The sequence below is a fragment of the Streptomyces sp. NPDC026246 genome (assembly GCF_055567995.1).
Window position 1 is genome coordinate 159,277 of the sequence record NZ_JBVHPJ010000004.1, and the last position, 12,282, is coordinate 171,558.

Genomic DNA, 12,282 nt, shown 5'->3' on the forward strand with positions numbered 1-12,282 from the left:
GACACCGTACCAAGGGTTGAATAGTCTACTGCGCACCTACTCAACTAGTTGACCAAGGCGGCCCAGAGATGCGTGCATTCCGTGAGGCGATCGAAGCCCTCGACCTCGACGCCGCGGAGGCGCTGCTGGCGCCGGACGTGGTGTTCACCAGCCCGGTCGTGTTCAAGCCGTACGCCGGGAAGGCGATCACGGTCGCCATCCTGCGCGCGGTCTCGGAGGTCTTCGAGGACTTCCGCTACGTACGCGAGATCAACGACGCGCAGGGCCGGGACCACGCCCTGGTCTTCACGGCGCGCGTGGGCGACCGGGAGATCCAGGGCTGCGACTTCATCCACGTCGACGACAACGGTCTCATCGACGAATTCACCGTGATGGTGCGGCCGTTGTCCGCGGCCCAGGCGCTCGCGGCCGCCATGGGCGCCCGGTTCGACCGCGTCGCGCAGGACGCCCGGGCCCGCTCCGTGTGAACGGACGGGCGCGGGAGCCGGATTCGCGCGTCCGGCCGCCGGCCGGGGCCCGTCCGCGGTTGGATGTCCTCATGACGTCCGCCGAGCACGACCGGCTGATGCGGGCCAACCAGGCGAACTGGGACGCCCGCACACCCGTCCATCTCGCCAGCCGCTTCTACGGTCTCGACCAGGACCTCGATCCGGAGCGCTGGTTCGCCCCGTTCGAGTGGGAGGACCTCGGCGACCTGGCCGGACGGGACGTACTGCACCTCCAGTGCCACCTGGGCACGGAGACCCTGGCCTTCGCCCGGCGCGGAGCCCGGGCCGTCGGCCTCGACTTCTCCGCGGCGTCCGTCGCGGCCGCGACCGGCATCGCGCGGCGGGCCGGCGCCGACGCGCGCTACGTGTGCGCGAACGTCTACGACGCCGTCGAGGCCCTGGACGGGCGGCAGTTCGACGTCGTCTACACCGGCAAGGGCGCCCTGTGCTACCTGCCCGACCTCGACCGGTGGGCGCGGACCGTGGCCCGCCTGCTGCGCCCGGGCGGCCTGCTCTACGTGGTCGAGTTCCACCCCCTGCTCCACGCCCTCGGCCCGAAGCCCGCACCCGGCGAGGGCCCGGAACTGCTCCTGCGCCACGACTACCTAGGCGGTGGCGGGCCCGTGCACCGCGACGCGACCCACACCTACACGGACGGCCCCCCGGTCCGCGGCGCCACCGACAGCTACGAGTGGATGCACGGGATCGGCGAGGTCGTCACCGCGTCGACGAGGGCGGGACTGACCGTGCGGCAGCTGCGCGAGACCGACGAACTCCCCTGGCCGCGCTGGCCGCGGACGGTGCGCACCGAGTCCGGATGGTGGCGGCTGCCCGAGCCGCGGATCCCCCTGCTGTACGGGCTGTCGGCCGTCCGCTGACTTCCACCTCTCGCCCGGCGCACCGCCCGGGTGGTAGCCTGCGGACAGCACTTGTGCACGCCCCCTGTCGTGGGCGCCGGTGCGGTTCTCACATTTCTCACGTTTCTCGTTTCTCTCCTTCTCCACAGCACGTCCGTCGGTGCGCCGATGCGTCCGGTGCTGTGTCCCCGCCGCTTCCCGGGTGCTCCCACCCGCTCGCGCGGCCCTCTCCCCTCCCCCAGGCATGTCCCATGACGTCCGTCCGTGAAAGGACACCCCCGATGACCATCACGATCGACACCCCGGCCGTCCGGCCGCGTCCCGAGCCCCGGGCCGTCCTCGGCGTCCTCGACGTCGACGCCGACGGGAAGGGGCACCTGCGCGGCCCCGACTGTCTGCCCACCCCCGCCGACCCCGTCGTCTCCCCCGCCCTGATCCGCCGGCACGGCCTGCGCAAGGGCGACCTCGTCGAGGGCTCCCTCGGTGACCGGCACGGCCTCGGCGACGTCGTGCGGATCGACGGCCGCGCACCGGCGGACGTGCGCGGCCGCCGCCACTTCCGGGACCTGACAGCCCTGCATCCGCACCGCAGGCTCCGCCTGGAACACCCGGCCGCCGGGCTCGCCGGCCGGGTCGTCGACCTGGTCGCACCGGTCGGCAAGGGCCAGCGCGGACTCCTGGTCGCCCCGCCCAAGACCGGCAAGACGGTGCTCCTGCAGCAGATCGCCGCGGCCGTCGCCGGCAACCATCCCGAGTGCCGGCTGATGGTGCTGCTGCTCGACGAACGGCCCGAGGAGGTCACCGACATGCGGCGCGCGGTGCGGGGCGAGGTCTACGCCTCCACGTTCGACCGGAGCGCCCGGCAGCACATCGCGCTCGCCGAGCTGGTGATCGAACGGGCCAGGCGGCGCGTCGAGGCCGGTGAGGACGTGGTCGTCCTGCTCGACTCGCTGACCCGGCTGTGCCGGGCGCACAACAACGCGGCCGCCGCCGGTGGCCGCATCCTCAGCGGCGGCGTGGACGCATCGGCGCTGACCGGGCCGAAGCGGTTCTTCGGCGCGGCGCGGGCCGCCGAGGAGGGCGGCTCCCTCACGATCCTGGCCACCGCGCTGGTGGAGACCGGCTCGCGGGCCGACGACTTCTACTTCGAGGAGCTGAAGAGCACCGGGAACATGGAACTCCGCCTGAGCCGGGACCCGGCGTCCCGCCGTCTCTTCCCGGCCGTCGACATCACCCTCTCGGGGACCCGGCGCGAGGAACTCCTGCTGGAGCCCGACGATTCGGCGGCCGTGCACGGCCTGCGCCGGGTGCTGCGCGACCGCGACGGCCAGAGCGGCCTGGAGACCCTTCTGGCGCGGATGCGCGAGACGCCGGACAACGCCGCGTTCCTGCGGCGCGTCCGGCCCACCCTGCCCGCGTGAGGCCCTGGTGACGCGGCGACGGCGCAGCGGCTCCTTCCCGTCGGGCCCTCTCCCCCCCGGGGCTGCCTCCGTCCGGCCGCCTCCGTCCCGCCGGCTCCGTCCGGCCGCCTCCGTCCGGCTGCCTCCATCCGGGTGCCGGCGGCGGGTGTACGGCCCCGTCGGCCGCGTCGGAGAGCCCATGGGTTTCTACGTTGATTCGTATGATCATCGGATTCTCCTCGAGGCTGGCCGTGTCCGCGGGCGCGCTGTGTGCGGCGGGCCTGATGGTCCTGATGCCCGTCGCGGCGGCCGACACCGAACCGGCGCAGCCAACGGCCCCACCGGCCGGCCCCAGGGCGGCCGCCCCGCTCCCCTCGCTGCTGCACCGCCCCGGTGTCCAGGTGCGCCCGCGCGCCGGGGCCCCCCGCGTGCCGAAGCTCTCGGCCCTGTCCTGGCTGGTGGCCGACGCCCGGACCGGCGAGGTGCTCGCCGCCCACAACGCCCACCGCAGGCTGCCCCCGGCGAGCACGCTCAAGACGCTCTTCGCGCTCACGGTGCTGCCCTCGCTCCCGGCGGGTGTCCGGCACACCGTCCGCGCGGAGGAACTGCGGGGCATCGGCGCCGGCAGCAGCCTGGTCGGGGTCGCCGAGGGGCGCACGTACCGCGTCGACGACCTGTGGCGCGGTGTCTTCCTCAACTCGGGCAACGACGCCGTGCACGTCCTGGCCGAGCTCAACGGCGGCTGGCAGGCCACGGCCCAGCGGATGCAGGCCAAGGCACGGTCGCTCGGCGCCCTCGACACCCATGTGGTGTCCCCCGACGGCTACGACGCCCCGGGCCAGGTCTCGTCCGCGTACGACCTGGCGCTCTTCGGCCGCACCGGGCTGCGCAACCCCGACTTCGCCCGCTACTGCGCCACGGTCGAGGCCCGGTTCCCGGGCGCCGGCGGGTCGTACGCGATCCGCAACACCAACCGGCTGCTGAGCGGCGCCCACGGCGTGAAGCCCTACCGGGGGATGATCGGCATCAAGAACGGCTACACCAGCAAGGCCGGCAACACCCTGGTGGCGGCGGCGCGCCGGGACGGCCGCACCCTCGTCGTGACGGTGATGAACCCGCAGGAGGACGGCGGGTCCACGGTGTACGAGGAGGCCCGCGGTCTCCTGGACTGGGGCTTCCGCTCGGCCGGCCGGGTCGAGGCCGTCGGCTCGCTCGGCGCCCCGCGGCCCGCGGCGCGGGCGGCGACGACACCACCCGCGGTCGCGGCGGCCGTGTCCGGACAGCAGGAACCCGCCTGGACCTCGGCGGTCCTGATCGCGGGGGCCGCCGGAACGGGAGCCGCGGTCGTCGTCCTGGTGCTGCGCATCCCGGTCCGCAGGAAGAGCCGGCCCTGACGGGTCCCCCGGCGGCCTCGCGCGGGCGGCGTGGGCACCCGCGCGAGGCCGGTCCCGGCGGGGTCAGAACACCGACAGACCGGTCAAAGTCGTGAAGCGGTCGAGGGCCGCCACCCCGGCCACCGAGTTGCCCCGCTCGTCCAGGCCGGGGCTCCACACGCACAGGGTGCAGCGGCCCGGGACCACCGCGACAATGCCGCCGCCCACGCCGCTCTTGCCGGGCAGGCCCACCCGGTAGGCGAAGTCGCCGGCCGCGTCGTAGGTCCCGCAGGTCAGCATGATCGCGTTGATCTGTTTGGCCTGGCTGCGGGTGAGCAGGCGCGTGCCGTCGGCGCGGATGCCGTGCCGGGCGAGGAAGCCCGCGGCGAGCGCCAGGTCGGCGCAGGACGCGGCGATCGAGCACTGGCGGAAGTACTGGTCCAGCAGCGTGGGCACCGGGTTGTCGATGTTGCCGTAGGACGCCATGAAGTGGCCGAGGGCCGCGTTGCGGTCGCCGTGGGTGGACTCGGAGGACTCCACGGCCCGGTCGAAGGTCAGGTCCGGGTTGCCGCTCTCCGCGCGCAGGAACGCCAGCAGCTCGCCCGAGGCGTCGCCGGTACGGGTGTGCAGCCGGTCGGTGACCACCAGCGCGCCCGCGTTGATGAAGGGGTTGCGCGGGATGCCGTTCTCGTACTCCAGTTGCACCAGCGAGTTGAACGGGTTGCCGGAGGGCTCGCGGCCCACGTGCTCCCACAGGGCGTCGCCCTCGCGGGCCAGGTCCAGGGCGAGGGTGAAGACCTTGGTGATCGACTGTGCGGAGAACGGCTCGCGCCAGTCCCCGACGCCGTACACCGTGCCGTCCGGTTCGGCCACGGCCATGCCGAAGCGGCGCGGGTCGCGGGCGGCGAGCGCCGGGATGTAGTCGGCGGGCCGGCCACGGCCGGGGGTCCGCTCGATCTCCTCGGCGATGCGCTCCAGGACCGGCTGGAAGGTGGTCGGCGACGTCATGATCGGCATTGTCCCTCCCGGCCGGTCCGTTCGCGCGTCCCGCGGGTCAGGCCCGGGCCGGGCCACTGCCGGCCAGCACCTCGGGCCGGAGCAGGTCCGCGAGCCGGTCGGCCGGCAGCAGGCCCTTGTCGAGGACGAGTTCGGCCACGCCCCGGCCGGTGGCGAGGGCTTCCTTGGCGATCTCGGTGGCCGCGGTGTAGCCGATGTGCGGGTTGAGGGCGGTCACCAGGCCGATGGAGTTCTCCACGCTCGCCCGCAGCGCCTCGGTGTTGGCGGTGATGCCGGACACGCACCGCTCGGCGAGCGTCACGCAGGCGTTGCGCAGATGCGTGACGGACTCCGACAGGGAGTGCAGGATGATCGGCTCGAACGCGTTGAGCTGGAGCTGTCCGGCCTCGGCGGCCATGGTGATGGCGACGTCGTTGCCGATCACCTCGAAGGCGACCTGGTTGACGACCTCCGGGATCACCGGGTTGACCTTGCCCGGCATGATCGACGAACCGGCCTGCACCGGCGGCAGGTTGATCTCGCCCAGCCCGGCGCGCGGCCCGGAGGACAGCAGCCGCAGGTCGTTGCAGCTCTTGGACAGCTTCACCGCGATGCGCTTGAGCACCCCGGACATCTGCACGAACGCGCCGCAGTCCTGCGTCGCCTCCACCAGGTTGGCCGCGGTCACCAGGGGCAGCCCGGTGAGGGCGGCGAGGTGGCGGCGGGCCGACTCGGCGTATCCGGCGGGGGCGTTGAGGCCGGTGCCGATGGCGGTGGCGCCCAGGTTGATCTCGTGGATCAGCTCCACGGCCTCGGCGAGCCGGGCCCGGTCCTCGTCCAGCATGACGGCGTAGGCCGAGAACTCCTGCCCCAGCGTCATGGGGACCGCGTCCTGCAACTGGGTGCGGCCCATCTTCAGCACGTCGCGGAACTCGACGGCCTTGGCGGCGAACGAATCCTGCAGGACCGCCATCGCGTCGAGCAGCCCGCGCACCGCGAACACCGTGGCGACCTTCACGGCGGTCGGGTAGACGTCGTTGGTGGACTGGCCGAGGTTGACGTCCTCGTTGGGGTGCAGGTGGCGGTAGTCGCCCTTGGCATGGCCGAGCAGTTCCAACGCCCGGTTGGCTATGACCTCGTTGGCGTTCATGTTGGTGGAGGTGCCCGCGCCGCCCTGGATGACGTCGACGACGAACTGGTCGTGCAGCTTGCCGGCGCGGATCTCCCGGCACGCCTCGACGATCGCGGCGGCCTTCCGGGGCTCCAGCAGGCCGAGTTCCTCGTTGGCGAGGGCGGCGGCGGCCTTCACCGCGGCCAGCGCGTCGACCAGGTGCGGGTAGGCCGAGATGGGCGTGCCCGTGATGGGGAAGTTCTCCGTGGCCCGCAGGGTGTGCACACCCCAGTAGGCCTCGGCGGGAACGTCACGGTCGCCGAGCAGATCGTGCTCGGAACGGGTGGCGGCGGTCATGAGGGTGAGGGATCCCTTGTCTGAGAAACGGGGTGGGTGGACGTGCGCCCCTTCGGGGGCGCGGGGAACCGCGCGAGCGGCCACGGCAGCCCCGCGGCCGCCGGACCGGAGGGCCCGGCACGTGCTCAGGCGCAGGCGGCACCGGCGGCGGACTCGAGCAGGGGAACGGGCCGCACACGCCCGACCTCCCGCCCACCTCCGAGCAGCGGCTCACCCTCGAACTCCTTGAGCAGCCCGGGGTCGACGCCGGCCCGGACCAGCGCCGCGGCGGCCACCGGCACCCGCGCCCGGTTCGCCCCGTCGGCGATCTTCACCGCGACGGCCCGGCCGTCGGCCAGCGCGGCGACCTGGACGCCCTCGAAGCCGTCCTTGGACAACAGCCCCGGCACGGCCCGCATCAGCGCGGCGACGTCCCGGCCGGAACCGGAGGCCATCTCGGCGTGCTCGCGCATGGCGTCGGCGACGCGGGCCTCGGGCGTGCCCGGGGCTGCCGCGACGATCCGCGCGGTGGCCCGCGCCAGTCCGTGCAGGGAGATGGAGAACAGGGGCGCGCCACAGCCGTCGACACTCACCCGGGCGATGCGCTGCCCGGTGAGGTCCTCGACGATCTCGGCGACGGCCTGCTGGAGCGGGTGGGCCGGGTCGAGGTAGTTCTCCAGCGGCCAGCCGTTGAGCGCGCAGGTGTAGAGCATGGCCGCGTGCTTGCCGGAGCAGTTCTGGGCGAGCCGTGAGGGCAGCCGGCCGGCGCGCACCCAGGCGTCCCGGACGGCCGGGTCGTACGGCAGGTCGGGGACGTTGCGCAGGTGGTCCTCGCCGAGCCCGGCGAGTTCGAGGATGCGCCGGGCCCCGGCGAGGTGGCGTTCCTCGCCGGAGTGGCTGGCCGCGGCCAGCGACAGCAGTTCGCCCTCCAGCGGGAGTCCGGCCCGGACCATGGCGACGGCCTGGACGGGTTTGATCGCCGAGCGCGGGTAGAAGGCGGCCTCGACGTCTCCGATCGCGAGCGTGACCTCGCCGCCGGCGTCGAGGACGACGACGGAGCCGTGGTGGACGCCTTCGACGATGCCGTCGCGTACGAGGTGGGCGACGGGGGCGTGTGCGGGTTCGCGGACCAGGGGTGCGTCCGCGGGGGAACTGCTGAACATCACTGCCTGCTTCTTCTGGAACGGCGCGTCGGTCACGTGCCGGATCCGGTGGTGGACGTGCGGGCGATACGGCCGCGGACGGCGAACCATCCGGCGACCAGGGCTCCGGCGATCAGCGGCAGGCACAGCACGGTGGTGCGTCCGGCGCCGCCGTCGGCGTACATGAGGACCAGGACGGAGGCGAGGAACGCCAGCGTCACGATCTCGGTCCAGGGGGAGCCCGGGAGGCGGTAGCCCGGGCGGGTCAGCTCGCCCTTCTGGGTCCTCTGCCAGAAGAGCAGGTGACAGATCATGATCATGCCCCAGGTGGCGAGGATGCCGAGGGCGGCGAAGTTCAGCACGATCTCGAACGCCTCGGCGGGCACGACGAAGTTGAGGCCGACGCCGAGCACGCAGATGCCGCTGGTGAGCAGGATGCCGCCGTAGGGGACCTGGCTGCGGCTCATCACGGAGGTGAACTTCGGTGCGGATCCGGCCATGGCCATGGAGCGCAGGATGCGTCCGGTGGAGTACAGGCCGGAGTTGAGGGAGGACATGGCCGCGGTGAGGACGACCAGGTTCATCACGCCGCCGGCCGCCGGGACGCCGATGTTGGACAGCACCGTGACGAAGGGGCTCTCCCCGCCGGTGTACTTGTTCCACGGCAGCAGCATCGACAGCAGGACGACGGAGCCGACGTAGAACACGCCGACCCGCCACATGATCGAGTTGATCGCCTTCGGCATGATCTTCTCGGGGTTCTCGGTCTCGCCGGCCGCGACACCGACCAGCTCGACGGAGGCGTAGGCGAACACGACGCCCTGGATGATCAGCAGCATGGGGAGCAGGCCGTGCGGGAAGACGCCGCCGTTGTCGCCGATCAGGGACGGGCCCGGGCTGTGGCCGTCGACGGGGTGCTGGGTGACCAGCAGGAAGATGCCGATGCACATGAAGACGACGAGCGCGCCGACCTTGACGATCGCGAACCAGAACTCCAGCTCGCCGAAGATCTTCACCGAGATCAGGTTCACGGTGAGCACCACGGCGAGCGCGACCAGGGCGATCACCCACTGCGGGACGTCGGAGAACATGCCCCAGTAGTGGGTGTACGTGGCGACGGCGGTGATGTCGGCGATGCCGGTGGTCGCCCAGTTCAGGAAGTACATCCAGCCGGCGGTGTAGGCGCCCTTCTCCCCCATGAACTCGCGGGCGTAGGACACGAACGCGCCGGAGGAGGGCCGGTACAGCACGAGCTCGCCGAGGGCGCGCACGACGAGGAAGGCGAACAGGCCGCAGACCGCGTACGCGATGAACAGCGAGGGGCCGGCGTCGGCGAGGCGCCCGCCGGCGCCGAGGAAGAGGCCGGTGCCGATGGCGCCGCCGATGGCGATCATGTTGACGTGCCGGGACTTCAGGGACTTGCTGTATCCCGCGTCACCTGCGTCGACATGGACGGAACGTTTCTGCACCTCGTCGTGCAGGGACTGCTCGCTCAACGCTCGACTCCGCCTTCCGTGGGTCCGTCCGCCGTGCGCGGTGAGCGCACGATGTCGGTGAGGGTCGTCTCGACACGGTCGAGGTGGTGTGCCATGGCCGCCACCGCGTCGTCCTCGCAGCCGTCGCTCAGCGCCTCGACGATCGCGCGGTGCTCGCGGTTGGACTGTTCGCGGCGGCCGCCGAGTTCGTTGAGGAAGGCCGACTGGCGGGCCAGGGCGTCCCGGATCTCCTCGATGACCCGCCGGAAGACCGGGTTCTGGGCCGCCTCGGCGACGGCGAGGTGGAACAGCGTGTCCATCGCGACCCACGCCGTGGTGTCCGTCTCCCGCTCCATCCGGTCCATCAGATGGGCCAGATGATCGAGGTTCTCCGGAGTGCGGCGCAGAGCGGCGTACCCGGCGACGGGGATCTCGACGTGGCGGCGCACCTCCATCAGGTCGCTGGCCGCGTAGTCGCCGAAGGTCGGGTCCTCGACGGCGCCGGCGACGACGAAGGTGCCCTTGCCGGTGCGGGACACGGTCAGGCCCATGGTCTGCAGCGCCCGCAGCGCCTCGCGCAGCACGGGTCGGGATACCTCGAGGGTGCGGCACAGCTCGGCCTCGGACGGGAGCTTGTCGCCGATGGCGTACTCGCCCCGTTCGATGGCGCCGCGCAGGTGCGCCAGGACCGCTTCCATGGCGCTCACCCGCCGCACGGGCTGTCCGGCTGTCCGGCTGTCTGACAGGTTCACGGGGGAGATACTCCGGGCCGACCGTCCGTGCTGTCAAGAGCGAGGCCCTCAGCTGTTCAGCACACCCGCTCCGAGCAGGCCGAACAGCAGCAGGCCCACGACGATCCGGTAGATCACGAAGGCGTCGAAGGAGTGCTTGGCGACGAACCTCAGCAGCCAGGCGATGGAGGCGTACGCCACGACGAACGACACGGCCGTGCCCACGACGAGCGGTGCCGCGCCGACGCCGGTGCCCAGGGCGTCCTTCAGCTCGTACAGGCCGGCGCCGGTCAGGGCCGGGATGCCGAGGAAGAACGAGAGCCGGGTGGCGGCGACCCGGTCCAGGTCGAGCAGGAGTGCCGTGGACATGGTGGCGCCGGAGCGCGAGAAGCCGGGAAAGAGCAGCGCGAGGATCTGGGAGCCGCCGACGAGCATGGCGTCCTTGAGGCCGGTGTCGTCCTCGCCGCGCTTGTGGCGGCCCGTCCGGTCCGCCACCCACATCACGCCGCTGCCCGCGATCAGCGAGCCGGCCACCACCCACAGCGAGGCGAGCGGCCCCTGGATGAGCGGCTTGGCGGCGAGCCCGACGGCGACGATCGGGAGGGTCGCGAAAAACACCCACCAGGCGAACTTGTAGTCGTGGTGGTACCGCTCCTCGGGGTCGCGCAGGCCCCTCCCCCAGGCGGTGAGGATCCGCGCGATGTCCTTGGAGAAGTACACGAGCACAGCGGCGATGGCACCCACCTGGATGACCGCCGAGAACCCGACCACGGCGTCGTCGTCCACGGGGATGCCCATGAGCCCCTCGACGATCTTCAGATGACCGGTGGAGGAGACCGGCAGGAACTCGGTCACCCCCTCGACGGCTCCGAGGACGACGGCCTGACCGACGCTGATGACGCTCATGGGGTCCCGTTCTGCTCGGGGGCGGGAGCGGAGGGAACCGTCTTACTACACCCGGGCGAGAACCGATCGCAGGGACGCGCCCCTCACAGGCGCACCAGCGCCGCCCCGGCGAAGGCCGCGGCGACGCCCACCGCCACACTCGCGGCGACGTTCAGGGCCGCCCACGCGCGCGCCCCGGTCTCCGCCAGGCGCAGGGTCTCGTAGGAGAACGTCGAGTAGGTCGTCAGCGCCCCGCACAGGCCGGTGCCGAGCAGGAGCTGCAGCTGGGCCCCGGCGCCGGTGAGCAGGCCGAGGACCAGACAGCCGGTGACGTTCACCGTGAAGGTGCCCCACGGGAGGACCGAGTCGTGCCGGGCCTGGACCGCCCGGTCGGTGAGGTAGCGCAGCGGGGCGCCGACCATCGCGCCGCAGACGACCAGCAGCCAGTTCACGGCGACTTCTTACCCTCCGTGTCCGGTGTGCCGGGGCCGTCCCCGCCTCCGCCTCCGTCTCCGTCTCCGTCTCCGTCTCCGTCGTAGCGGATCACCTCGCACGCGTCGACGGTGACGAGCCCGTCGGTGACGAGGTCCCGCAGCTGCGGCAGGAAGGCGCGCACCCGCGGGGCGGTGTCGACGACCACGACCGCCACGGGCAGGTCCTCGCCGAGCGAGAGCAGTCGTGCGGTGTGGATGAGGGAGGAGGCGCCGAAGCCCTCGACGCCGCGGAAGACGGAGGCGCCCGCGAGTCCCGCCGCGTGGGCCCGGTGGACGATCTCCGAGGAGACGGGCCTGTGGCGCCAGGTGTCGTTCTCGCCGACGATCACGGTGAGCCGCAGGGCCGCGCCGGTCGATGCGGTCATGACTGCCTCCTTGCGATTGCGGCGCGGATCGCCGCGTTCCGGGCGGAGCGGGTCGCCGCAGCGGCGAGCCACACCGCCGCGAGGGCGGCGAACGGGGTCGCCGCGAGGTAGGCGAGTCCGGTCGCCGCCCGGCCGTCGTCGATCAGCTCCCGGACATCCACCGCATAGGTCGAGAAGGTGGTGAACCCGCCGAGGACGCCGGTGCCGAAGAAGGGGCGGACGAGCGGGTGGGCCGTGCGGACCTCGGTGATCAGCACCATGAACACGCCGATCACGGCGCAGCCGGCGACGTTCACCCAGAGCGTCGTCCAGGGGAAGGCGCCGTGCGGCGACGGCCAGGTGAGGCTCGCCGCGTACCGGGCGGCGGCGCCCGCCGCCCCGCCCAGCGCCACCACGGCGACCACGGGTCCCGGGACGTGCCGGAAGGACGGCCGGCCGGGGCCGGCCGGGCGGCTCGGGTGCTCCTGAGGGGCTGTCACGGCCGGTGTGTCTCCTACTCGCCGGGGCCCACATGTGCGGGCGTGTGCCGTCGCAAGTAGGGACCGTTGGCGGCTTCAGGCCGCGGTTCGGGTACGGCGGGCCCCACCGCCGCGCCGCGGTGGGCGCCCGCGGCCGCGTTCAGGTTAACC

At 72.7% G+C, this 12,282-nt stretch carries 13 protein-coding genes; 4 read left to right on the plus strand and 9 right to left on the minus strand.

Annotated elements, in window-relative coordinates:
* Nucleotides 1–68: 68 nt before the first annotated feature.
* From ACZ4M5_RS12655 to ACZ4M5_RS12670, 4 genes are all read left to right on the plus strand, one after another.
* Nucleotides 69–467, plus strand: coding sequence for a nuclear transport factor 2 family protein (locus ACZ4M5_RS12655; RefSeq protein WP_467735855.1), 399 nt, complete (start codon nucleotides 69–71; stop codon nucleotides 465–467).
* 71 nt (nucleotides 468–538) lie between these two features.
* Complete coding sequence (locus ACZ4M5_RS12660; protein WP_467735857.1) at nucleotides 539–1,366, plus strand: class I SAM-dependent methyltransferase; 828 nt, start codon at nucleotides 539–541, stop codon at nucleotides 1,364–1,366.
* A 260-nt stretch (nucleotides 1,367–1,626) separates the two neighbouring features.
* Nucleotides 1,627–2,766 carry a transcription termination factor Rho gene (gene rho / locus ACZ4M5_RS12665; protein WP_467735859.1) on the plus strand — a complete coding sequence of 380 codons (1,140 nt, stop codon included), beginning with the start codon at nucleotides 1,627–1,629 and terminating at the stop codon, nucleotides 2,764–2,766.
* A gap of 200 nt (nucleotides 2,767–2,966) precedes the next feature.
* Complete coding sequence (locus tag ACZ4M5_RS12670; RefSeq protein WP_467735860.1) at nucleotides 2,967–4,139, plus strand: D-alanyl-D-alanine carboxypeptidase family protein; 1,173 nt, start codon at nucleotides 2,967–2,969, stop codon at nucleotides 4,137–4,139.
* Nucleotides 4,140–4,202: 63 nt separating this feature from the next.
* Here ACZ4M5_RS12670 and ACZ4M5_RS12675 read toward each other — a convergent pair whose 3' ends face one another.
* The 9 genes from ACZ4M5_RS12675 to crcB (ACZ4M5_RS12715) all read right to left on the minus strand — a co-directional run bounded on the left by ACZ4M5_RS12675 (nucleotide 4,203) and on the right by crcB (ACZ4M5_RS12715) (nucleotide 12,132).
* Entirely contained in the window at nucleotides 4,203–5,135 is a 933-nt protein-coding gene (locus ACZ4M5_RS12675; protein WP_467735862.1) for a glutaminase, read from the minus strand.
* A gap of 37 nt (nucleotides 5,136–5,172) precedes the next feature.
* Nucleotides 5,173–6,582 (minus strand): aspartate ammonia-lyase, encoded by a 1,410-nt coding sequence (gene aspA, locus ACZ4M5_RS12680; RefSeq protein WP_467735864.1) that lies wholly within the window; start codon nucleotides 6,580–6,582, stop codon nucleotides 5,173–5,175.
* 125 nt (nucleotides 6,583–6,707) lie between these two features.
* Nucleotides 6,708–7,724: an asparaginase gene (locus ACZ4M5_RS12685; RefSeq protein WP_467736543.1), complete on the minus strand. Its 1,017-nt coding sequence runs from the start codon at nucleotides 7,722–7,724 to the stop codon at nucleotides 6,708–6,710.
* A 32-nt stretch (nucleotides 7,725–7,756) separates the two neighbouring features.
* On the minus strand, nucleotides 7,757–9,199 hold the full coding sequence (locus ACZ4M5_RS12690) for an amino acid permease (protein ID WP_467735866.1): 1,443 nt from the start codon (nucleotides 9,197–9,199) through the stop codon (nucleotides 7,757–7,759).
* Nucleotides 9,196–9,876, minus strand: coding sequence for a FadR/GntR family transcriptional regulator (locus tag ACZ4M5_RS12695; RefSeq protein ID WP_467736545.1), 681 nt, complete (start codon nucleotides 9,874–9,876; stop codon nucleotides 9,196–9,198). Before ACZ4M5_RS12695 ends, ACZ4M5_RS12690 begins: the two co-directional genes overlap by 4 nt.
* A gap of 102 nt (nucleotides 9,877–9,978) precedes the next feature.
* Nucleotides 9,979–10,815, minus strand: a complete 837-nt coding sequence (locus tag ACZ4M5_RS12700; protein ID WP_467735868.1) for an undecaprenyl-diphosphate phosphatase — start codon at nucleotides 10,813–10,815, stop codon at nucleotides 9,979–9,981.
* A gap of 83 nt (nucleotides 10,816–10,898) precedes the next feature.
* The gene (crcB, locus tag ACZ4M5_RS12705; protein WP_467735870.1) at nucleotides 10,899–11,246 is read right to left on the minus strand and encodes a fluoride efflux transporter CrcB; all 348 of its coding nucleotides are present in this window, start codon (nucleotides 11,244–11,246) and stop codon (nucleotides 10,899–10,901) included.
* Nucleotides 11,243–11,653 (minus strand): DUF190 domain-containing protein, encoded by a 411-nt coding sequence (locus ACZ4M5_RS12710; protein WP_467735872.1) that lies wholly within the window; start codon nucleotides 11,651–11,653, stop codon nucleotides 11,243–11,245. The genes crcB (ACZ4M5_RS12705) and ACZ4M5_RS12710 overlap by 4 nt, the downstream gene beginning before the upstream one ends.
* Complete coding sequence (gene crcB, locus ACZ4M5_RS12715; RefSeq protein ID WP_467735874.1) at nucleotides 11,650–12,132, minus strand: fluoride efflux transporter CrcB; 483 nt, start codon at nucleotides 12,130–12,132, stop codon at nucleotides 11,650–11,652. Before crcB (ACZ4M5_RS12715) ends, ACZ4M5_RS12710 begins: the two co-directional genes overlap by 4 nt.
* Nucleotides 12,133–12,282: the final 150 nt, after the last annotated feature.